This is a genomic window from Stutzerimonas kirkiae (assembly GCF_004327335.1).
Classification (GTDB): Bacteria; Pseudomonadota; Gammaproteobacteria; order Pseudomonadales; family Pseudomonadaceae; genus Stutzerimonas; species Stutzerimonas kirkiae.
Window position 1 is genome coordinate 23014 of the sequence record NZ_QJUO01000033.1, and the last position, 22135, is coordinate 45148.

Annotated in this window: 19 protein-coding genes; 7 read left to right on the forward strand and 12 right to left on the reverse strand. The window is 65.8% G+C overall.

The window, feature by feature from the left end:
• Positions 1 to 741: 741 nt before the first annotated feature.
• The 8 genes from DNJ95_RS15800 to atzF form a co-directional block, all read right to left on the reverse strand.
• Positions 742 to 2046 carry an aspartate aminotransferase family protein gene (locus DNJ95_RS15800; protein WP_131185689.1) on the reverse strand — a complete coding sequence of 435 codons (1305 nt, stop codon included), beginning with the start codon at positions 2044 to 2046 and terminating at the stop codon, positions 742 to 744.
• A 279-nt stretch (positions 2047 to 2325) separates the two neighbouring features.
• On the reverse strand, positions 2326 to 3024 hold the full coding sequence (gene urtE / locus DNJ95_RS15805; protein ID WP_131185690.1) for an urea ABC transporter ATP-binding subunit UrtE: 699 nt from the start codon (positions 3022 to 3024) through the stop codon (positions 2326 to 2328).
• A gap of 93 nt (positions 3025 to 3117) precedes the next feature.
• Positions 3118 to 3951, reverse strand: a complete 834-nt coding sequence (gene urtD / locus DNJ95_RS15810) for an urea ABC transporter ATP-binding protein UrtD (protein WP_131185691.1) — start codon at positions 3949 to 3951, stop codon at positions 3118 to 3120.
• Complete coding sequence (gene urtC, locus DNJ95_RS15815) at positions 3948 to 5027, reverse strand: urea ABC transporter permease subunit UrtC (protein ID WP_131185692.1); 1080 nt, start codon at positions 5025 to 5027, stop codon at positions 3948 to 3950. Before urtC ends, urtD begins: the two co-directional genes overlap by 4 nt.
• Positions 5028 to 5205: 178 nt before the next feature.
• Positions 5206 to 6777, reverse strand: coding sequence for an urea ABC transporter permease subunit UrtB (gene urtB, locus DNJ95_RS15820; protein ID WP_131185693.1), 1572 nt, complete (start codon positions 6775 to 6777; stop codon positions 5206 to 5208).
• A gap of 150 nt (positions 6778 to 6927) precedes the next feature.
• Positions 6928 to 8193, reverse strand: coding sequence for an urea ABC transporter substrate-binding protein (gene urtA / locus DNJ95_RS15825; RefSeq protein WP_131185694.1), 1266 nt, complete (start codon positions 8191 to 8193; stop codon positions 6928 to 6930).
• On the reverse strand, positions 8175 to 8939 hold the full coding sequence (locus tag DNJ95_RS15830) for a GntR family transcriptional regulator (RefSeq protein WP_131185695.1): 765 nt from the start codon (positions 8937 to 8939) through the stop codon (positions 8175 to 8177). Before DNJ95_RS15830 ends, urtA begins: the two co-directional genes overlap by 19 nt.
• Positions 8930 to 10726, reverse strand: a complete 1797-nt coding sequence (gene atzF, locus DNJ95_RS15835; RefSeq protein ID WP_420824394.1) for an allophanate hydrolase — start codon at positions 10724 to 10726, stop codon at positions 8930 to 8932. Before atzF ends, DNJ95_RS15830 begins: the two co-directional genes overlap by 10 nt.
• Positions 10727 to 11038: 312 nt before the next feature.
• Here atzF and DNJ95_RS15840 point away from each other — a divergent pair, with 312 nt between their 5' ends.
• The 5 genes from DNJ95_RS15840 (at position 11039) to DNJ95_RS15860 (ending at position 17854) form a co-directional block, all read left to right on the forward strand.
• Positions 11039 to 11686, forward strand: coding sequence for a pseudouridine synthase (locus tag DNJ95_RS15840; protein WP_131185697.1), 648 nt, complete (start codon positions 11039 to 11041; stop codon positions 11684 to 11686).
• 218 nt (positions 11687 to 11904) lie between these two features.
• Positions 11905 to 12408 carry an RNA polymerase sigma factor gene (locus DNJ95_RS15845; protein WP_131185698.1) on the forward strand — a complete coding sequence of 168 codons (504 nt, stop codon included), beginning with the start codon at positions 11905 to 11907 and terminating at the stop codon, positions 12406 to 12408.
• On the forward strand, positions 12405 to 13385 hold the full coding sequence (locus DNJ95_RS15850) for a FecR family protein (protein WP_131185699.1): 981 nt from the start codon (positions 12405 to 12407) through the stop codon (positions 13383 to 13385). The genes DNJ95_RS15845 and DNJ95_RS15850 overlap by 4 nt, the downstream gene beginning before the upstream one ends.
• Before the next feature lie 243 nt (positions 13386 to 13628).
• Positions 13629 to 16082 (forward strand): TonB-dependent receptor, encoded by a 2454-nt coding sequence (locus DNJ95_RS15855; RefSeq protein ID WP_165491634.1) that lies wholly within the window; start codon positions 13629 to 13631, stop codon positions 16080 to 16082.
• 2 nt (positions 16083 to 16084) lie between these two features.
• Complete coding sequence (locus tag DNJ95_RS15860) at positions 16085 to 17854, forward strand: enterochelin esterase domain-containing protein (protein WP_242671981.1); 1770 nt, start codon at positions 16085 to 16087, stop codon at positions 17852 to 17854.
• A gap of 20 nt (positions 17855 to 17874) precedes the next feature.
• Here DNJ95_RS15860 and DNJ95_RS15865 read toward each other — a convergent pair whose 3' ends face one another.
• The gene (locus DNJ95_RS15865) at positions 17875 to 18216 is read right to left on the reverse strand and encodes an FKBP-type peptidyl-prolyl cis-trans isomerase (RefSeq protein ID WP_131185701.1); all 342 of its coding nucleotides are present in this window, start codon (positions 18214 to 18216) and stop codon (positions 17875 to 17877) included.
• An 86-nt stretch (positions 18217 to 18302) separates the two neighbouring features.
• Here DNJ95_RS15865 and DNJ95_RS15870 point away from each other — a divergent pair, with 86 nt between their 5' ends.
• On the forward strand, positions 18303 to 18707 hold the full coding sequence (locus tag DNJ95_RS15870) for a DUF4878 domain-containing protein (protein ID WP_131185702.1): 405 nt from the start codon (positions 18303 to 18305) through the stop codon (positions 18705 to 18707).
• A 65-nt stretch (positions 18708 to 18772) separates the two neighbouring features.
• Complete coding sequence (locus DNJ95_RS15875) at positions 18773 to 19276, forward strand: YiiX/YebB-like N1pC/P60 family cysteine hydrolase (RefSeq protein WP_207388776.1); 504 nt, start codon at positions 18773 to 18775, stop codon at positions 19274 to 19276.
• Between the two features lie 223 nt (positions 19277 to 19499).
• Here the strand turns inward: DNJ95_RS15875 and DNJ95_RS15880 are convergent, their stop codons facing one another.
• The 3 genes from DNJ95_RS15880 to DNJ95_RS15890 all read right to left on the reverse strand — a co-directional run bounded on the left by DNJ95_RS15880 (position 19500) and on the right by DNJ95_RS15890 (position 22034).
• A complete protein-coding gene (locus DNJ95_RS15880) occupies positions 19500 to 20399 on the reverse strand; it encodes an ABC transporter ATP-binding protein (protein WP_131185704.1) in 900 nt (299 codons plus the stop codon).
• Entirely contained in the window at positions 20396 to 21127 is a 732-nt protein-coding gene (locus DNJ95_RS15885; RefSeq protein ID WP_242671982.1) for a hypothetical protein, read from the reverse strand. Before DNJ95_RS15885 ends, DNJ95_RS15880 begins: the two co-directional genes overlap by 4 nt.
• 97 nt (positions 21128 to 21224) lie before the next feature.
• Positions 21225 to 22034 (reverse strand): ABC-2 transporter permease, encoded by an 810-nt coding sequence (locus DNJ95_RS15890; RefSeq protein WP_131185705.1) that lies wholly within the window; start codon positions 22032 to 22034, stop codon positions 21225 to 21227.
• Positions 22035 to 22135 lie beyond the last annotated feature (101 nt).

The following is a 22135-nucleotide window of genomic DNA, read 5'->3' on the forward strand; positions in this document are numbered from 1 at the left end:
CCTGTTGTAATTCCATTTCGCGCTTTCATGCCTGCACTGTCGATAGTGTTTTCAGGTAGGCGGGCAGTTCCATTCCCTCCTTGCGGGCTATGCGGTGTACCCATCTGGCCACGTCCGACGTTCCCCTGCTCCCGCAAGGGGAGAAGGGCGAATAGCTTGAGCACAGCGATGTGCGTACAACAAGTTGTGCCATTGCTCGACTGTCGCGGCCCATGACAGCGAGATTGAGTCGACATGCACGGGTTCAAGCCGTTCCCTTCAGGTTTCACAAGCCTTCCAGCCCCCCTAAGGCAAAATACATACCGGACAGTATTGCGCGCAGGCGGGAACCCAGGTGCCACGGTCGCAGGCTCACCCGCTCTTATCCTTCAGGCACCGCCGGAAGTGGCTGTGCGGATGCCAGGTGGCGGCGAAGAGCTACAGGGATGTATTCACGCGTGCTCCGTCCCGCCACCTGGCACCCGCACAGGAACGCGGACCCCGAGAGGCGAAGAGGTGTGCATACAGTAGTCTGCGAGAGGATGGGTAGCGCCCGTCAGGGCGCTTTGGATAGAGGATGGGTAGCGCCCGTCAGGGCGCTTTGGATAGAGAATGGGTAGCGCCCGTCAAGGCGCTTTGGATAGAGAATGGGTAGCGCCCGTCAAGGCACTGTTGCGATGGCCCGGACTGCCTGCCTGCCTGGCGGGAGAGGGAGACATGCCCCACTGTTCATTCTGGCAAAGACCTTGAGAGGCGTGGCGCTCAGAGGGTGCCAAGGACCTCGTCGATGGCGGCCAGCCCCTGGCGCACCTCCGGCTCCTGGATGATGCACGGCGGTACCACGTGCAGGCGGTTTTCCACGACGAATGGCAGCAGCCCGCGCTCCAGCAGCCCGCTTTTCAGCTTGGCCATCAGTGCCGCCGGCAGCGGCGTTCGGCGCTGCCTATCGCTGACCAGTTCCACCGCCCAGAACAGCCCCAGGCCACGCACCTCGCCGATCAGCGAATGCTTGTCGGCCAGCGCCCGCAGGCCCGGGCCGAGGATTTCCTGGCCGATATGCCGGGCATTGTCGACGATGCCTTCCTCGGCCATCGCATCCAGTGTGGCGACGATGGCGGCCATGGCCAGCGGGTGGCCGGAGTAGGTCAGGCCGCCAGGGAAGTAGTGCGTGTCGAAGTATTCGCTGATCGGCTGCGAGACCATCACGCCGCCGGCGGGCACATAGCCGGAATTGACGCCCTTGGCGAAGGTGATCAGGTCCGGCCTGACCTCGAACTGGTCCAGCGCCAGCCAACTGCCGGTACGGCCGAAGCCGGCCATCACTTCATCGAGTATCAGCACGATGCCGAATTCGTCGGCGAGGGCGCGCACACCCTTCAGGTAGCCCGCCGGCGGCACCAGGATGCCGGCGGTGCCGGGGATGCTTTCCAGCAGGATGGCGGCGATCGAGTTGGGGCCTTCGCACTCGATGACGCGGCGCAGGTGCTTGAGCGCGCGGCTGCATTCTTCCTGTTCGTCGGCGGCGTCGAATTCGCTGCGGTACAGGTAGGGGTTGAAGAAGTGCACGTGGCCGCGGGCGTATTCGTTCGGCACCCGGCGCGGGTCGCCGGTGGCGACGATGGCCGCGCCGGTGCCGCCATGGTAGGAGCGGTAGGCCGAGAGGATCTTGTCGCGGCCGGTGAACAGCCGCGCCATGCGCATGGCGTTTTCATTGGCGTCGGCGCCGGCGTTGGTGAAGAACACCTTGGCGAAGTTCTCCGGCGCGTGGGACAGGATGCGCTTGGCCGCTTCGCCACGCATCAGGTTGGCGGTGGCCGGGGCGATGGTCGCCAGGCTGGCGGCCTGCTGCTGGATGGCGGCGATCACCTTGGGATGCTGGTGGCCGATATTGGTATTGACCAGTTGGCTGCTGAAATCCAGGTACTCGCGCCCGGCGTAGTCCCACAGCTTGCAGCCGGCGCCGCCGGCGATGACCAGCGGGTCGAGCGCGCCTTGCGTGGACCATGAGTGGAAGACGTACTGGCGGTCCAGTGAGTGAACGTAATCGTTGCTGACGGGATGGCTCATGGTTGACCTCTTGTGTCCGCTGGGTTCTGCCTAGGCGAGTGTCGTGTCGGGTATCGAGTGTCGCGATCATGCAGAGGGATCGCGCTATGCACGGCAAAGAGCCGAAAACAGCGCTGGACAGTTGGAGGCTGGACGAAAGAGCGGGGCATCCGGTGTTTTTCGTCCAGCGTTCCAACCTCCAGCGCTTTTATCGAAGCACCTGCCGGTTCATAAGTGTTTTCACCATAGGAGCAATCGCCCGCGCGCCGTAGGGCCAGATACTGGCAATCAGCGGGCCAGTCAGATCGCCACCAGGGCGCGCACGCCGTCGGCTTCCATATCGGCGCCGCGGCCACGCTGGACGATCTCGCCACGGCTCATCACCAGGTACTGGTCGGCCAGTTCGGCGGCGAAGTCGTAGAACTGCTCCACCAGCAGGATCGCCATGTCGCCGCGCTCGGCCAGCCTGCCGATGACCTGGCCGATCTCCTTGATCACCGACGGCTGGATGCCCTCGGTCGGTTCGTCGAGGATCAACAGGCGCGGCTGGCTGGCCAGTGCCCTGCCAATCGCCAGTTGCTGCTGCTGGCCGCCCGAGAGGTCGCCGCCACGGCGCTGTTTCATTTCCAGCAGCACCGGGAACAGCTCGTAGATGAAGGCCGGCACCTCCCTGGCCTGCCCGGCGCTGAAGCGCGACAGGCCCATCAGCAGGTTTTCCTCCACCGACAGGCGCGGGAATATCTCGCGCCCCTGGGGCACATAGGCGATGCCGGCCTGCACCCGCAGGTGTGGCTTGAAGTGGGTGATGACGCGGCCCTCCCAGCTCACCGAACCCTCTTTCGCCGGCAGCAGGCCCATCAGGCACTTGAGCAGGGTGGTCTTGCCGACCCCGTTACGCCCGAGCAGGCAAGTGACCTCGCCGACCCTGGCTTCGAACGACAGGCCACGGAGGATATGGCTGCCGCTGTAGTATTGGTGCAGCTTCTCGACTTGGAGCATGCTTTTCTTCCCAAAACAGCCGCTGGAGGCTTGAGGCTGAAAGCTGGACGAACAAGCGACTCCCTCGTCCAGCCTCCAGCGCTTTTATCGGCTTTATCGTCCGAGATACACTTCTATCACCCGCTCATCGTTCTGCACTTGGGCCAGCGAGCCCTCGGCCAGTACGCTGCCCTGGTGCAGCACGGTGACGTGGTCGGCGATGCTGCCGACGAAGCCCATGTCGTGCTCAACCACCATCAGCGAGTGCTTGCGCGCCAGGGACTTGAACAGTTCGGCGGTGAATTCGGTTTCCGCGTCGGTCATGCCCGCCACCGGCTCGTCGAGCAGCAGCAACCTTGGTTGCTGCACCAGCAGCATGCCGATCTCCAGGAACTGCTTCTGCCCGTGGGACAGCAGCCCGGCCTGGCGCTGGCGTTGGTCGTGGAGGCGGATGCTGTGCAGCACCTCGTCGATGCCGTCGCGCTGTTCACCAGAGAGGCGTGCGCGCAGGCTGGCCCATACCGAGCGGTCGGCCTGCTGCGCCAGTTCCAGGTTTTCGAACACCGACAGAGCCTCGAACACCGTCGGCTTCTGGAACTTGCGGCCGATCCCGGCCTGGGCGATCTGTGGCTCGCTCAGGCGCGCCAGGTCGAGGGTTTCGCCGAAGAAGGCGCTGCCGCTGGTGGGGCGGGTCTTGCCGGTGATCACGTCCATCAGGGTGGTCTTGCCGGCGCCGTTGGGGCCGATGATGCAGCGCAGTTCGCCGACGCCGATGTACAGGGTCAGGTCGCTGAGGGCCTTGAAACCGTCGAAGCTGACATGGATGTCCTCCAGGCTGAGGATGGTGCCGTGGCGGGTATCCAGCCCCTGGCCGGCGACGTGGCCGAGGCCGATGGCTTCGCGGCCGCTGCCCGCCAGGTGCGAGCTGTCTTGCGCGCTGGCGCTCATGGCCTGTCCCTCCGGTGCAGCAGGCCGATCAGGCCCTTGGGCAGGTACAGGGTGACGATGATGAACAGCGCGCCGAGGGCGAACAGCCAGTATTCCGGGAAGGCCACGGTGAACCAGCTCTTCATGCCGTTGACCAGGCCGGCGCCGAGCAGCGGGCCGACCAGCGTGCCGCGCCCGCCGAGGGCGACCCACACCGCCGCCTCGATGGATTGCGTGGGCGCCATCTCGCTGGGGTTGATGATGCCGACCTGCGGCACGTAGAGCGCCCCGGCGAGGCCGCACAGCACTGCGCTCAGCACCCAGATGAACAGCTTGTAGCCACGCGGATCGTAGCCGCAGAACATCAGGCGGTTCTCCGCGTCGCGCACCGCGGTGAGGATGCGCCCGAACTTGCTGCGCGCCAGCGCGAAGCCCAGGTACAGGCTGCCGGCGAGCAGCGCGACGGTGGCGATGAACAGCGCCGCGCGGGTGCCCGGCGCGGTGATGGCGAAGCCGAGGATGCTGCGGAAATCAGTGAAGCCGTTGTTGCCGCCGAAGCCGGTCTCGTTGCGGAAGAACAGCAGCATGCCGGCGAAGGTCAGCGCCTGGGTCATGATCGAGAAATACACACCCTTGATCCGCGAGCGGAAGGCGAAGAAGCCGAACACCAGCGCCAGCAGGCCCGGCACCAGCACCACCAGGCACAGCGCCCAGAGGAAACTGCTGGTGCCGTACCAGTACCAGGGCAGTTCGTTCCAGGCCAGGAAGCTCATGAAGGCCGGCAGGCCATCGCCGGCGCTCTGGCGCATCAGGTACATGCCCATGGCGTAGCCGCCGAGGGCGAAGAACAGCCCGTGCCCCAGCGACAGCAGCCCGGCATAGCCCCAGACCAGGTCGAGGGCCAGGGCGACGACGCAGTAGCAGAGGATCTTGCCGACCAGGGTCAGGGTATAGGCCGAGACATGCAGGGCATGTTCCGCCGGCAGCAGGTGCAGCAGCGGCATGGCGAGCAGGATGGCGGCGACCACCACGGCCAGCGCCAGCGTCAGCCCGGGGCCGGCTTTCTGCGCCAGCGTCAGTGCGAGGGGCTGGTTCATGGGCGATGCTCTCCAGGGCAGGCGGTGTGCACAGGCGTTCTCCCTCTCCCCCAACCCTTCTCCCGCAAGGGGAGAAGGGAGCCCGTACGGCGCTGTGGCTGAGCCGCGCATTGAAACAAGTCTGTCCGCGCGATTGCGAGTTTCTGTGCCGGCAAGGCAGTGAAGATGGCGGCTTTCATCAGTCGATCAGCCTCCCTTTCAAGGCGAACAGTCCCTGCGGGCGCTTCTGGATGAACAGGATGATCAGCGCCAGGATGAGGATCTTGCCCAGCACCGCACCGATCTGCGGCTCCAGGATCTTGTTGGCCAGCCCTAAGCCGAAGGCGGCCAGCACGCTACCGGCCAACTGGCCGACGCCGCCCAGCACCACCACCAGGAAAGAGTCGATGATGTAGCTCTGGCCGAGGTCCGGGCCGACGTTGCCGATCTGGCTCAGGGCCACGCCGCCGAGGCCGGCGATGCCCGAGCCGAGGCCGAAGGCGAGCATGTCCACGCGCCCGGTGGGCACGCCGCAGCAGGCGGCCATGTTGCGGTTCTGCGTCACTGCGCGCACGTTCAGGCCGAGGCGGGTCCTGTTCAGCAAGCACCATGTCAAGGCGACGACAAAGAGCGCGAAGACGATGATGACGATACGGTTGTACGGCAGCACCAGGTTGGGTAGCACCTGCAGGCCGCCGGACAGCCAGGACGGGTTGGCCACTTCGACGTTCTGCGCGCCGAACAGTACGCGCACCGCCTGGATCAGGATCAGGCTGATGCCCCAGGTCGCCAGCAGGGTTTCCAGCGGGCGGCCATAGAGGTGGCGGATGATGCCGCGCTCCAGCGCCATGCCGACCGTGGCGCTGACGCAGAACGCCACCGGCAGCGCGGCCAGCGGGTAGAAGTCGAGGAACTGCGGCGCCAGGCGCTGGAACGCCAGTTGCACCAGGTAGGTGGAGTAGGCGCCGAGCATCAGCATCTCGCCATGGGCCATGTTGATCACCCCGAGCAGGCCGAAGGTGATCGCCAGGCCGAGGGCCGCCAGCAACAGTACCGAGCCCAGGCTCATGCCGCTGAAGGCCTGGCCGAGCAGCTCGCCGACCAGCAGCTTGCGCTTGACCTGCGCCAGGCTGGTTTCGGCGGCGGTGCGCACCGCCGGGTCGCTTTCCACGTCGGCTTGCAGCAGGGCCTCCAGGCGGCTGCGCGCCTGCGGTTCGCCGGTTTCGCCGAGCAGGCGCGCGGCGGCCAGGCGCACCGCCGGATCGGCATCGGTCAGTTGCAGGTTGGCCAGCGCCAGGGCGAGGGCATCGCGGACGGCATCGTCGCGTTCCCCGGCGTGCAGGGCGCCGAGTCGTTGCAGTTGCCCGGGCTGGGCCGAGCGCTGCAACTGGCGGGCGGCGGCCAGCCGCTCGGCGCTGTCGGCACTGAGCAACTGGTGGCTGGCCAGGGTAGTGGCGAGCAGGCCGCGCAGGCGGTTGTTCAGGCGCAGCTTGCGCGGCGTGCCGCTGGCCGCGGCGCCGCCGTCAGCGGCCTGCCAGGCGCCATCCTGCTCGATGAATGCGCGTTTGTCGCTATCGGCGGCGATACGCCCCTGTTGCAGCGCCAGCAGCAATGGCAGGCGCTCGCGGCTGGGGCTGGCGGCCCAGTCCTGCAGCAGTTGTGTCTGCCGCCCGGCATTGGCGGCGACGAAGTCGTCGGCCTCGCTGGCGCTGGCGCCAAGGGGCAGCAACAGCAGCAGGCCCAGGAGCATTCCGGTAAAGGCAGTGGGCATGAACGGCCCTCGAAGGAAAGGAGACGATTAAGGGCGCTGGAGGCTGGACGAGGTCGCCTCTGCCAACCTTCAGCGCTTTAGATGGTTTGCGCGGCGGGAAGCCGAGGCGTCGTTCGCACGTTGAACCTCAAGCCTCCCGCGCGGTTATCGTCAGTTGCTTTTCTGCGGGTGATCCGGTTTCTTGTCGTTGCCTTCGATATACGGGCTCCACGGCTGGGCGCGGATCGGACCGTCGGTTTCCCAGACCACCGAGAACTGCCCATCATCCTGGATCTCGCCGATCATCACCGGCTTGTGCAGGTGGTGGTTCTTCTCGTCCATCTTCAGCGTGAAGCCGCTCGGCGCGGCGAATTCCTGGCCGGCCATGGCGGCACGTACCTTGTCGACATCGGTGGTGCCGGCCTTCTCGACCGCCTGCGCCCACATGTGCAGGCCGACGTAGGTGGCCTCCATCGGGTCGTTGGTCACCACGCTGGCGGCGTTGGGCAGGTTCCTGGCCTTGGCGTAGGCCTTCCATTTGGCGACGAATTCCTCGTTGACCGGGTTCTCCACCGACTGGAAGTAGTTCCACGCCGCCAGGTGGCCGACCAGCGGCTTGGTGTCGATGCCGCGCAGTTCTTCTTCGCCCACCGAGAAGGCCACCACCGGCACTTCGGTGGCTTCGATGCCCTGGTTGGCCAGTTCCTTGTAGAACGGCACGTTGGAGTCGCCGTTGACGGTGGAGACCACCGCGGTCTTGCCGCCGGCGGAGAACTTCTTGATGTTGGCGACGATGGTCTGGTAGTCGCTGTGGCCGAACGGTGTGTAGACCTCTTCGATGTCCTTGTCCTGCACGCCCTTGCTGTGCAGGAAGGCGCGCAGGATCTTGTTGGTGGTGCGCGGGTAGACGTAGTCGGTGCCGAGCAGGAAGAAGCGCCTGGCGCCGCCGCCATCCTCGCTGAGCAGGTATTCCACCGCCGGGATCGCCTGCTGGTTCGGCGCGGCGCCGGTGTAGAAGACGTTCGGCGACATTTCCTCGCCCTCGTACTGCACCGGATAGAACAGCAGGCCGTTGAGCTCTTCATAGACCGGCAGTACCGATTTTCGCGACACGCTGGTCCAGCAGCCGAAGGTCACGGCGACCTTGTCCTGGGTCAGCAACTGGCGGCCGCGTTCGGCGAACAGCGGCCAGTTGGAGGCCGGGTCGACCACCACCGGCTCCAGTTGCTTGCCGAGCACGCCGCCCTTGGCGTTGATCTCGTCGATGGTCATCAGCGCCATGTCTTTCAGCGAGGTTTCGGAGATGGCCATGGTGCCGGACAGCGAATGCAGGATGCCGACCTTGATCGTCTCGGCGGCCTGGAGGGTCCAGGACATGCCCATGGCGACGATGGAGGCGGAGAGGGTGAAGGCCTTGATCAGACTGCGTCTTTGCATGGTGGTTGCTCCATTGTTGAAGAGGGGACTTCCTGCCGGGGCGTGGCCGGCCGCCGGGCGTTGTGCAGCATATGCAGGGTGATGGTGCGTACCGCTGCCTTGCTGGCCTCTATATGGTTCCTGAGCAATTGCTGTGCCTCATCGCGGCGCCGCGCGAGAATTGCCCGGAGAATCTCCGCATGTTCTTCGTAGGTGGCCGCCACGCGCTCGCCCTGGGTGAAGTCGAGACGCCGGATAATGCGGATTTTCTCGCTGGTTTCCCGGTGGATCCGTGCCATTTCCCGATTTCCGGCCAACTCCAGCAGATGGCAGTGGAACTGCTCGTCGAGCTGGCTGAGCGCCGCTTCATCGCTCAGTCTTTCTTCTTCATGCACTATCCAGGTGCGCATGAGTGATTCGAGTGCGGCATGCAGCACGTTCGCGGGGCGCTCGCACAGGCGCCTGACGGCCTCCATTTCCAGGGTGACGCGGACCTCGTAGAGCTCTTCGAAACGTTCGAAATCGAAGGGCCGTACTTGCCAGCCGCTGCGGAAATACACCTCCAGGTAGCCTTCGCGCGCCAGGCGGTCCAGGGCCTGGCGCACCGGCGTGCGGCTGACCGCCATGCGCGTGGCGATCTCGCCTTCGGAAAAGCGGTCGCCGGGCAGCAGGCGGAACTGGCCGATGTCGTCCTTGAGCCGGGCATAGATATGCTCGGCCAGGTTGGCGGGTCGTTGCTGGCGGCGGCTGGCGCCGGTCAGTTGCATGGCGTGGTGCCGCTGATGAAGGCGCGCCAGCCGCCGAAGGCGGTGATGTCGCGCGCCTGGCGCAGGGCCCAGGGCTCGCAGATGAAGCCTTTCACACTGCGGCCATCGGCCAGGGTCAGGTTGCCGATGCCCAGCGGCGCGGGAATCTCCGCGACGAACTCGCCGAAGCGCGCCAGTGGGATATCCCACAGTTCGACGATGATCGGCACGCCATCCTCGGCCCGGGCCAGCCCGGGCTTGGGCGGCACGCTGCCGGCCAGGGCGTAGAGGCGGTAGTCGGCGGAGGTCAGGGTCTGCTCGACCAGCACCGCATCGCGGCTGGTGAGCTGGAAGTTGAGCGGCATGCCGGTCAGGTGCGCGCCGACCACGGCCAGCCGTACGCTGCCCGGCGCGGCCGCGGCCGGTTGGCCCGCCAGCGCCGGCAGGCGCCGCCCGGTGGCGCCGAGGGGCAGGTCGATATGTGCCTGCCAGCGCTGGCCGAAGGCGCTCAGCGCCTGGTCGTGCCAGGCCGGGGCGATCAGCGTGATACCGGCTGGCAAGCCATCCGCGCGCAGGCTGGCCGGCAGGGCCAGGGCGCAGAGGTCGGCCAGGTTGGTGAAGTTGGTATAGGTGCCGAACTGGCTGTTGAACAGCACCGGCTCTTCGGCCATCTGCGCACGGGTACGGATGGTCGGGCTGGTGGGGACGACCAGGGCGTCGAAGCCGGCCAGCAGATCGTTGATCCGGCGGCTCAGTTCGGCGCGCCGGTATTCGGCGCGGTAGGCGTCGCAGGCGCTGTAGTCATGGCCGTTGGCGACGATGCCGCGCACCACCGGTTCGATCTGTTCGGCATCGACATTCTCCAGGGCGACGGTGCGTTCCGCGACCCAGGCGCCCTGGTAGAGCTGCTCGGCCAGCAGGCGGAAGGGTGTGAAGTCGATGCTTTGCAACTTCACGCCGAGTGCCGCCAGGCGTTCCAGCGCCTGCTCATGGGCGGCCCGGGCCTGGCTGTCGCCGAAGAACTCCAGTGTGTCCGGTACCGCGAAGCGCGGCGTGGCGCCCATGCCCACTGGCGCGCTGTTGGGATTGCGCCGCGAGTACGGGTCGGCGGCATCGTAGCCGCCAGCCAGGGCTGCCACGCTGGCGGCGTCGGCCACGCTCAGGGCGAACACCGAGATGCAGTCCAGCGTCCGGCAGGCGGGCAGCAGGCCGCTGGTGGAGAGCCAGCCCTTGCTCGGCTTGAGGCCGACGATATTGTTGAAGCCCGCCGGCACCCGGCCCGAACCGGCGGTGTCGGTGCCGAGGGAGAACGGCACCAGGCCGCGGGCGACCACGCTGGCGGAGCCGGAGCTGGAGCCGCCGCTGACGTAGGCCGGGTCGAAACTGTTGGGCACCTCGCCATAGGGCGAGCGGGTGCCGACCAGGCCGGTGGCGAACTGGTCCAGGTTGGTCTTGCCGATCAGCACCGCGCCGGCCTTGCGCAGGCGGGCGACCACCTGCGCATCGCTGCCGGCGATATGGCTGAACCCCGGGCAGGCCGCGGTGGTGGGCCAGCCGGCTGCGTCGATATTGTCCTTGATGGCGAACGGCACGCCGTACAGCGGCAGCTTGTCGAGATCGCCGCCGGCTTCGGCCAGCAGGTCGTCCAGTTCGTGCAACTGGGCCTGCAACTGTTCCGCGCTGGCCAGGCTGATCCAGGCGCAGTCCGCCTGGTCGAGGCTGGCGAGCAACTGGCCGAGTCGTTCGGTGGGGCGTTGGCCATCGAGGTAGGCGAGTTTCCAGTCGGCCAGGGTGAGTGCGTGGGACATGCTCTGAGATTCCATCTTGTATCCAAGTTGTGGGACTCCCTTAGCAGTGTCCGTGCCATTTACTATCTTAATGATTCAAAAGGATTTTATTTTATTCATCGGTGGCGACAGGGGTTTCGTGCACCCTGTTGGCGCAATGCTTGCGCCGTGTTGGGGCGGGTTCAGGCCGCCACCTTCAGCCTGCGCCCATTGGCTGCCGGCCGCCGTAGGGTGCGCTGTGCGCACCGGGAATGATCGCTCAGCTGCGCACGGCTCATCCGACGATGGCTGATGTATGCTGTGCGCTGCCCTATGCCCTGGAAGCGTCGCCCCATGTCACGTCCTCGTCGCCCCTCCGATCCACGCTCCGGTCACCGGGGGGGCGAGCGTCCCAGGCGTGTAGGCAGGCCGGCCCCCGAGCAGCCGCGGCTGCTGCTGTTCAACAAGCCCTTCGATGTGCTGGCCCAGTTCACCGACCAGCAAGGCCGTGCCACCCTCAAGGATTTCATCGCGCTGCCCGGCCTGTACCCGGCTGGCCGTCTGGATCGGGACAGCGAGGGCCTGCTGCTGTTGACCAACGATGGCCGCTTGCAGGCACGCATCGCCGATCCGCGGCACAAACTGCCGAAGACCTATTGGGTCCAGGTCGAGGGCGAGATCGGCGAGGAGCAGTTGCAGCGGCTGCGCGACGGCGTGCAGCTCAACGACGGGCCGACGCGCCCCGCCGAGGCCCGGCGCCTGGGCGAGCCCGAGCTCTGGCCGCGCCAGCCGCCGGTACGTTTTCGCAAGAGCATCCCTACCGCCTGGCTGGAGCTGGTCATTCGCGAGGGGCGCAATCGCCAGGTCAGGCGCATGACCGCCGCGGTCGGCCTGCCCACCCTGCGGCTGGTGCGGGTGCGTATCGGCCCCTGGGCGCTGGATGGCCTGCAACCGGGGCAGTGGAAAGATATCGAGCAGGGCGACCGCGCTATGCTGCTGTAGCGGTCAAGCCCTCGATAAAAGCGCTGGATGCTGGAGGTGGAAACCCTGGTTTCGGCCAGGCAACGGCGTGCTTTTCGTCCTGCCTGAAGCCTTCCTGCGCTGTTTCCGGCTTTTCGGGCACGTAGCTCGATCGGCCTGGGATATCGAGTCAAAGCGCTTGTAGCGCGAATGCTTCCCATCAATAATCGCCGCTTCGCCAACCACCGTTCGAGAATGATGTGACGGATGCCGACCTCAAGGCCCTGTTCCTGGCTCATCGTGATGAATTGCAGGTTTACCTGAGGCGCCGCGTCGGTTGCCAGGAAACGGCGGCCGACCTGACCCAGGAGACTTTCCTGAAGCTGGCCGAGCGGGAAGATCGCTCGCGCATCGAGAGCGTACGCGCCTATCTGTTCCAGAGCGCCCGCAACCTGCTGGTCGATCATCGCCGCCGCGAGCGCTATCGCCAGGGCGAGGAACTCACCGAGGAACAGCGCCAGCGTCACGAACCACTGACGCCGCCGCTGGAGCAGCGCATCGCCGCCAGCGAGCAGCTCGAACGCCTGTATGCCATCATTCAGGCCATGCCGCCACGCTGCCGTGAAGTCTTCCTGCTGGTGCGCCTGGAAGGGCTCACCTATGCGAGGATCGGCGAGCGCCTGGGGATTTCGCCGAAAACCGCTTTCAGTCATATGGTCCGGGCGCTGGAACTGCTGGAACAGCATACCCGCGAGTTACCATGACGCCCCCTCCCGCTGACCGCGAGCCTGCCCGGACCATGCCTGAAACCACGTCATCCCAATCCTCGCCGAGTATCGAGCGTCAGGCCGCGACCTGGTTCGCCCTGATGCTCGACGAGGACATGCGCCCCGGCCAGCGGGAAGCCTGGCAACGCTGGATGGCCGCCGACCCGCGCCATGCCGCCGCCTACGAGCGCCTGGCCGGGCTGTGGCAGGATGCGGCCGAGCTGCCGCCGATGCCAGGCGCCGGCGAAGCCACGGTGTCGGCACGCTGGTCACGGCGACGGCTGCTCGGCTGGGCCAGTGCCGCCAGCGTGGTACTGGCGGGCGGTTCGTTGGCCCTGCAGCAGCCCCGGGGCGAATTCCACTCCCGGGTCGGCGAACTCAGGCATGTGCGACTGCCGGATGGCTCCACTGTCGAGCTGGCGGGCGATAGCGCCATCCGTATCGATTTCAGTGATAGCGTGCGGCGGGTCGAGTTGCTCGAAGGCGAGGCGTTCTTCCAGGTCGCCGCCGATCCGCTGCGTCCGTTCGGCGTGGAGGCCGCTGGCGGCCGCAGCCTCGCGCTGGGCACCGCCTTTTCGGTCAGCCACGAAGCCGCGGGGGTCCGTGTGATCGTTACCGAGCACCAGGTGCGTGTCGACGCGGCGGGCCAGCAGGTACGGCTCGATGCCGGCCAATCCGTGCGCTATGACCGTCGCGGGCTGGGCAACCTGCGCGGGGTCGATCCGCAGCAGGCGCTGGCCTGGCGCCAAGGCCAACTGGTGTTCTTCGACACACCGCTGGATGAGGTGATCGAGCATCTGCAGCGCTGGCGCCCGGGCACCATCCTGATCACCGACAGGCGCCTCGCGCGCCGCCCGGTCAGCCTGTTGATCGACCTGCGGCGCAAGGACGGCATGCTCGACCTGCTTGGCAAGACCCTGCCCATCCATATCGACCGCTACGGCCCGCTGACCCTGATCCGCCCGCAGTCCTAGCAGGTGGTTTTTCAACGGCCTGCTGGAACGAGTGCCGCGCCGCGGCCCCGCGTAGGGTGAGCCGCGCGCACCACGCCGCTAACCTCACCCTACGCCTGAGCAACCGGGCAACGACTGGCGCAGGAGCGGGCTTGCCGCTCGGCCCACGAAAAAATCTCGCGACCCACCCAGGTATTTCCCGGGGTCATGCGTCTTCCTGCTGGTGAGACTCGTTCTCGAATTCATCAGCCAAGGAACAATGACATGATACGAAGCGGTAAGGGGAGGGCGCGCAAGCCGGTGAACTGGCCTGTGCTGGCACTGAGCGGCGTACTGGCGGGCGTTCTGCCGGCCCTGGCGATGCACGCCGAGGCGGCGCAGGGCAGCGAGGAATCCCTGCAACGACCATTCGATATCCCGGCCCAGCCGCTCAGTGCCGCGTTGCTGGCCTTCACCCGCCAGAGCGGGCTGGACGTGGTCGTCGACGGCGTGCTTGAGGCGGATTTGCGCAGCAGTGCGATCAAGGGCAGCTACAGCGCCGAGCAGGCCCTGGGGCTGCTGCTGCGGGACAGCGGGCTGGGCTTTCGCTGGGTGGATGGCAGCAGTGTGCTGATCATGCGGCTGTCGGTACCCTCGGAGGCCCTGGAGTTGGGCAGCATCGGCATCAGTGGCACGTTGCTGAGCGCACATGACGAATTGCCGCCTGAGTATGCCGGTGGCCAGGTGGCGCGCGGATCGCGGCTGGGTATCCTGGGCAATGTGGATATCATGGATGCGCCGTTCAACGTCACCTCTTACACCGCGCAGATCATCGCCGACCAGCAGAGTTCGTCGCTGGCCGGCGTGCTGTATAACGACCCCTCGGTGCGCTTCGCCACCAGCGATGGACTGAATGCGGAGAATTTCACCATCCGCGGTTTCGACCTGGTATCCACCGACGTCAGCCTCAATGGCATGTACGGCCTGCTGCCCGGGGCGCACGTGCCGACCGAGTTCATCGAGCGCGTGGAAGTCTTCAAGGGGCCGGCGGCCATGCTGTTCGGCATCAGCCCGTTCGGTGCGGTTGGCGGCGCCATCAACATTGTCCCCAAGCGTGCCGGGGAAGAGCCGCTGGCGCGCCTGACCAGCAGCTACGAGTCCGATGCGCGGCTGGGCCTGGCGCTCGACCTGGGCCGTCGCTTCGGCGCCGAACAGCGGCTGGGCGTGCGCATCAATGCGGCCTGGGCCGACGGCGAGACGGGCGTGGAAGACCAGGAGAAGCTGCGGCGCTTCTTCTCGCTGGGCATGGACTACCGTGGCGACAACTGGAAGCTGGAGCTGGATGCCTACAGCACCGACCAGAACCAGTACAACGGCAGCTCGTTGCATGTCGGGTTCGCCACCCTGGGGCGCGTCATCAAGGCACCGGATGCCGATACCAATGCCCTTCGCGGCATCTACGTCGACCAGGATTCCGAAGGCGTGATCGTGCGTGGCGAATATGCGCTCGGCGAGCAGTGGACCGCCTATGCCGCCCTGGGCAAGGCCAGGTACCGTTACTCGGGCTATCTGAATGGCACCCGGGTCGTCGTGCTCGATGACAGCGGCAATGCCCGCGGGCAGACCTACCACCAGGCGGGCGACTACGAGCGTTCGACGGCGGAAACCGGGCTGCAGGGCCGCTTCGCCACCGGCAGCGTCGGTCACCAGGTGGTCCTCAGCGTATCGGGCCTGAGCTGGGAAACCGGGCTGGCGGATGTATCCCGCAGCACCAGCGCCAGCTACATCACCAATATCTACCATCCCATCTACCCGCTGTTTCCCGGGGATGTCGGCCGCGTCAACCGGACCGCGGAGAATACCTTCACCAGTCTGTCGCTGGCGGATACCCTGTCCTTCATCGACGACAGGCTGCTGCTGACCCTGGGCGCACGTTCCCAGCGGGTGCGCAACAAGAGCTGGAACTCGCGCACGCTGGTGCAGAGTGCCGATTACGACGAAGCCCGGCTGACGCCGGTGCTGGGCCTGGTGGTCAAGCCATGGGGGCCGTCGATCTCGCTCTACGCCAACTACATCGAAGGCCTGAGCGCCGGCCAGTATGTCGGCGACACCTATGCGAACGCCGGGGACACGCTGGAGCCATACCAGACCAAGCAGGTAGAAGCCGGCGTGAAGTGGGACGCGGGCCACTTCGCCAATACCCTGAGCCTGTACCAGATCACCAAGCCCAGCGCGATTTCCGTCTACACGGCCGGCGTTACGCTGCCCGAGTTGAAGGGCGACGGCGAACAGCGCAACCGTGGCCTCGAATGGAACGTCTTCGGCCAGTTGACGCCGCAGGTGCGCCTGCTCGGCGGCATCGCCTATCTGCAGGGCAAGCTGGTCAGTACCGCGGGCGGCAACAACGATGGCAACGATGCCCCGGCGGTCCCCCGCTGGACCGGCAACCTGGGGGCGGAGTGGGATATTCCCTGGCTGGCCGGGCTGACCCTGGATGCGCGGGTGACCTACACCGATTCGCAATACCTCGACCCGGCCAACGACCTGGAACTGCCCAGTTGGAAACGCTTCGATGCCGGTGCGCGCTACACCACGCGGATCGCCGGCAAGGCCGTGGTCTTCCGTGGCAGCGTGCTGAACCTGGCCGACAGCAACTACTGGAGCGGCCGCTTCAACGATGGCATTGCCACCATGGGCGCTCCGCGTACCGTCAAGCTTTCCGCCAGCGTGGACTTCTGAACATGCGCCACCGTCATCACCACGGGCGGTTCGCCGGGGGCGGAAAAGCCTTCGCCCGGGCCTGCGTCCTGGGCATGGCGCTGGCGGCCAGCCATTCCGGCATGGCCGCCAGCGCGATCGCGACACTGTCGCCAGGCGTGCCGGTGCGGGTCGCCGGGGGCGATGCCAGCGAGCGTTCGTGGACCCTGGCGCTGCAAGCCGGGGACTTCCTGCGGGGGCGCGTCATCGGCGGCATTGCCAGCCTGGACCTGCAGGACGAGCGGGGTCGGCACCTGCGGCGCCTGGTCGACGCCAGGGAGTTGTCGCGCGACTTCATGTTGGTCGCGCCCGCCAGCGGCACCTACCGCCTGCTGGCCCGCGACCCCGAGCGCGCCGGCTATACCCTGGTCACTGAGCAAATACTGCCGAAGACCGCGCAACGGCTGGTGCCGGCCACGCCGCGAAGCCCTCTGCTGCGACAGTTGTCCGATCAGCTTGCGTCGTTGTCGGGGGCGGCGGCGCAAGCCGCGCTCGACGCGTTCTGGCGGGACATGGCGGTACGCGGCACGCCATTGGTCGAGAGCCTGTCCGCAGAGGCATGTGCCGGCACCGCTGAAGGCGCCCGGCCCTGCGAACTGCTGGTAAGTTTCCTCTGGCGCGGGGCGAGGCATGGCGTAATGCTGCGCAGCAGCCCCAGTGGCGATCACGACCCCTTGCGGCGCCTGGGCGACAGCGATATCTGGTACCGCAGCTACCGCCTGCCCGCCAGCGCCCGGCTCAGCTACCAACTGGCGCCGGACGTGCCGAGCCTGCCGCGGCCGGCGCTGGAGCGGCGGCGCGCCATCCTGGCCACCGCGCAGCGCGACCCGCTCAACCCGATGACCTTTCCCGTTTCCGGGGTCGATCGCTATCAGCGGCAATCGGTCCTGCAATTGCCGCAGGCGCCCTTGCAACCATGGCTCGAGCCGCGCGCGCACAGCAGCCGGGGCCGGGTCGAGAAGCACCTTTTCAGCAGCCGCTTGCTCGGCAATACCCGCGAGATCACGCTCTATAGACCCGCCGGCTGGCAGGCGGAGGCCAGTGGGCGGGGGCTGCTGGTGGTGTTCGATGCCCATGCCTACGATGGCCGGGTGCCCACGCCGACCATTCTCGATAACCTGCGCAGCGATGGCCTCGTCCCGCCGACGGCGGCGATCCTGATTGGCAATCCGGATGCCGCCGCGCGCGCGGCGGAGCTGCCGCCCAACCGGCTGTTCGCACGCTTTATCGCCGAGGAACTGATGCCATGGGCCAGAAACCAGGGTATCGGCGCCAGCGCCGGGCAAAGCGTCATCGCCGGTTCCAGCTATGGCGGCCTGGCCTCGGCCTACGTCGCACTGCGGCATCCCGAATGGTTCGGTAACGTACTCAGCCAGTCCGGCTCGTTCTGGTGGGGAAAGGCCGATAACGAGGCGCCGAATGGCAACGGCGCCGCGGAAGAGGAGCCGCAATGGCTGACACGCCAGTACGCGCGGCAGGATCGCCTGCCCTTGCGCTTCTATCTGGAAGCCGGGCTGTTCGAGAGCAAGCGCGGCCAGTCAGGCAGCATTCTGGCAACCACGCGTCACCTGCGCGATGTGTTGCGCGCCAAGGGCTACCCGGTCACTCACGCCGAATATGCCAGTGGGCACGACTACCTGCACTGGCGCGGTTCGCTGGCCTGCGGCCTGGTGGTGTTGCTTGGCCCGAAGCCGGAAGCAATGACCGACGCTCAGCGCGGCCTGTGGGACGATGCCTGTCCCGGCAGGCCGTGATGGGCACGAAGACCTTGCATTCAATCATCCCGCGTCAGTACTTCCAGCAGCTCGATCTCGAAGTTCAGGTTGCTGTTCGGCCCGATATGTTCGCCGATCCGGCGTTCGCCGTAGGCCAGGTGCGCGGGTACCCATAGCTGGCGTTTGCCACCGACTCGCATGCCCATCAGGCCCTGGTCCCAGCCTTTGATCACGCGGCCCGTACCGATCACGCACTGGAACGGTTTGCCGCGTTGGTAGGAAGAGTCGAATTCCGTTCCGTCCTCGAGCGTGCCCCTGTACTGGGTGGTGATCAGGGCACCCCTGACCACGGCCTTGCCGTTGCCCAGGTGGATATCGGTGATTCTCAGTTCTTCGTTCATCCTGCCGTCCTGTCGGGTGTCTTCAGGCTTCCAGCGGGAGCCTTGGGTATACTGCACCGGTTCATTATCAACAGGCAGGTATCGACATGCACCAGATCCAGGCGGCCTTTCGGGCGTTAATCTTCAGTTTGCTCGCGGTATTGCTCGCGGCCTGCTCGGGCAGTGGCCCGGAGGCGACGACCGAAAGCTTCTACAAGGCCGCGGCCAAGGGCGATGTGGACAAGGCCATCGGGCTGATTTCCTTTGCCGATGTCGGTGCGAACGAAATGGTGCAGGCCAAGGGCAAGGTGCAGATGATCGTCGGGCAGTTGCAGGCGAGAATCCAGGCCAACGATGGCCTCGATTCCGTCGAGGTACTGTCGTCGACGGTGAGCGAGGACGGCAACCAGGCGACGCTGCACAATCGCTTGAACTACAAGAATGGCAAGAGCCAGGATGACCGGGTGCGCCTGGTCAAGGAAAAGGGCGACTGGAAGATCGCCCTGAAGTGACGGGCGCGTCGCGGTTGCGCTGCGCCCTCCTGCTCGGGTTGCTGCAGGCTCCGGTGGGCTGGGCAGTGTCCCCGCCCGAACGGGCCGAGCCGGGCGACCTGGTCTTCCGGGAGGGCACCGAGGCCATCAGTGCCATGGTCATGGCCGTGGATGGTGGCCAGTACAGCCATGTCGGCATGCTGCTCGGCGGGCCCGGAAACTGGCAGGTGATCCATGCCACCCCGGCAGAGCGGCCCGGCCAGGCCGCTGCGGTGGTGATAGATAGCCTGGCGTTCTTCACCGACCCGCAACGATCGAAGCGCCATGCCATCTATCACGTCGAGGCCCTGCCCCGGCAGCGCGTGCAGGCCGTGCAACAGGCGCGGCAGGCCCTGGGGCTGCCGTTTCGTGTCGGCGAGGCTGGCGGCACCTATTGCACCTTGCTGGTCTGGCAGGCCTGGAAGGATGCCGGGGTGGATTTCGAGGTGCCCTTCGACTATCTCTTCATTCCCATGCTGGCGGGCGAATACCTCCTGCCGGGCGCCTTGAGGACATCCCCCAGGCTACGGCCACTGAGCCCGGACTCCTGAGCTTGGGGCACATCCATTTCGAGGTGTCCGGTACGAATCGGAGAGACTGCTTGCGGCTGGCAGCCGCTACAAGCCCAAAGCCGTGGCAGGTTGCGCAATGTGTTCAGCCGGGAGACGAGGACAACCGGTGCGGTGTTGAGAGACATAGGTGACACATCTAGGTATCCACGAAGGTTTCGCTTCAAACCGATGCTCTCCCACTCGCGAGGCGGCGAACGATTTTTCAGGCACCGTCCCGCGCAGCGAACCGAAAGAAAAGGTCTTCCAGCGAGAGCTCCGGCCGGATCGCGAGCAGCGTGCCGCCCTGGGCGAGCAGACGAGCGATGCTCGCCTGTAGTTCGAGGTACGCAAGCCTGTACTCGAATACTCCCGGACATGGGCTGGAACTTTCGTCGAAAAGCGCGTGGCGGGCTTCGTAACGGATTATCAGGTCAGCCTTCCGCTCGGTTGCCAGTTCCCGGTATGGGCGGACCGCCAGCAGTTTTCCCTTGCGCATGAAGCCGACCCGGTCGGCAAGGCGCTCCATGTTCTGCAACCGGTGAGAAGTCAGGAACAGCGAGCCGCCAGCGCGACGGTATTCATCGAGAATATGCAGGACATTCCCGTGGGCATACGGGTCGAGGCCTGAGAAGGGTTCATCCAGGATCAGCAGCCTGGGTTGAACGGCCATGGCGTGCGCCAGCGCCACTTTCTGCGTGGCCCCTTTGGGCAGTCGGCCGATGAGGCAATGCGCATATTCCTCCACTTCGAGCCTCTGCAGCCAGCACTTGCACCAGGCGTTGGCGTCACTGCGGCGAATGTCATGCCGTGCAAGCCCCGTTCGCAGGACCTCCATGGGCGTGAGGCGCTCATGCAGTGACGGGTTCTCCGCTACATAGGCGACGTGGCTGCGAGCCTGGGCGCGGCGCGCATCATGTCCGTGTAGCGTGACGCTTCCCCGGTAGTCGCGGATCATGTCCAGAATGATCCTGATACAGGTCGACTTGCCCGCGCCGTTCGGGCCGAGCAGAGCCAATGTTTCGCCTTCCTTCAATTCGAAACTCACGTCCCTCAGGATCTGGATGCGTTCGCGTCCGATCCTCAGTGTCTTGCTGACCAGGTGAAAGGACAGGGCAGTGTTCAAGGTCTTTGCTCCATCGGGGGAAGCTCCAGGGTATTCAGGACGATCCGGTCGTCGCTCAACTGGTAGCCCAGGTGCAGTGGGTCGTGGGGGAGTCGCTCGAGCAGCCCGTGCTCGACCAGTTGCTGCAGCCGTTGTAGCGGTCCGTGCCGGCTTTCATAACGGCTTTGGGCGTCACGCAGGGTCTGTAGCCCATGCAGGCGGGTGATGCGCTTTTCCAGCATGTTGCGCAGGCCGGCCTCCCTGGCGCTATCGCGCTGGCCGATCAGGTAGTCCAGCGCCAACCGGGTGTCGCCGATGGATTCGCTGCGCAGCACGATGGCCATTTTGTGCAGTGCGCTGGCATTGTCCTGTACCCGCCTGGCCGCTGCTTCCAGCCGATGTGCCGCGCCAAGCCTGTCGTGCTGGAAAATGACCAGGTTGATGGCATGCAGGAAGAGCGGGACTTCATCCCAGAAGCGGCATTCGAGCGCCGCCTGCAGTATCCGGTTGCTGTCCTCGACCGCGCCGCTCCAGGCCAGCAGTCCGTTTGCAAGGTAGTAGTTGTCCTCATGACAGGGGTTGAGCCTGGCGATCTGCTGCCGGGCCAGGGCCAGTGGCCGGGTCTTCTCTCGTGTATCCGGCAGGCTGGCCGCTGTCACGCGGACTGCTTCGACATTCGCGGCGAGATAACGATCGCCGCCATGCAGGATTGCCAGGGCGGGGGCAGGCATGGCGGGGCGCATAGGCATATCGTGCGATCCTGTGGCCTGCTGTCGAGCCGCCTGCCAGCAAGCGGCGATGGCGAGCAGGACGAGTGCGTGACAGGCCCGGGGCATGATCCGCATTTCAGGGGAAGTCCTTGCGTTGCACTGACCACAAGGCAAGCCCCAGCAGGACCATGGCATAGCAGAGGGCGGAGATGATCGACCACTGCCATCCCGCCTCCAGGAACTCCCATTTGTCATAGAGCGTGATCATGCGCACATCCAGGAGGCCCAGGTCAGGCAGCAGGTAGTGCAGCAGTCCAGGGCCGGCACGGCTATCCGCCGGCCCTCCCTCGGTAACGGGCAAGCCGTCGAGCGTCCCCTGGCTGCGGGCGATCAGGGTGAAGCCCAGTGTGCCGACGAGGATGAGCCCCGGGGTGCTGGTTACAGTGGCAAGCAGGGTGGCCAATGCGCACAGGACGCATGCCTCTGCGGCGATGAACGAGAGCGTGAGCAGAAAGGGCAGGCCCAGGCCCGGTGGTGTGCCCTGGGGTTGCCCGTGGCCGATCATGAATGCGCTGGCCGCCAGGGGTATGGCGAGTACCGGGAGCAATGCAAGGCACAGGATGAAGGTGGCTGCGAAACGCCTGATGAGCAGTGCATGGCGCGGCAATGGATAGGCCAGGTCGATGAGTGGCTGGCGGCGATTGAACTCGTTGAATATCAACTCATGGGCAAGCAAGGAAATGAACAAGGGGGTGATCAGGCGTATTGCGGAAATGCCCATGTCCAGTGCCATCGTCATGGGTTGGCGTGGGCTGAGCGATGAGAAAAGTGTCGCTGCCGCGCTAGTGATAATGGCCGATACGGCATAAAGCTTTATACAGTTGGTTCGCAGGGAAAGTGTCATCTCCATGCGGTCTGGTAGATATAAGCGCAGATATTTCGACATTCCTTGTATACCTTGCGTGTTTTGTCGGGTTACTTGATTCGGGCGATCGCGCTACTGCCTTGAAATAGCCGAAAGAGCGCAGGAAAGTTGCGAGCTGAGCG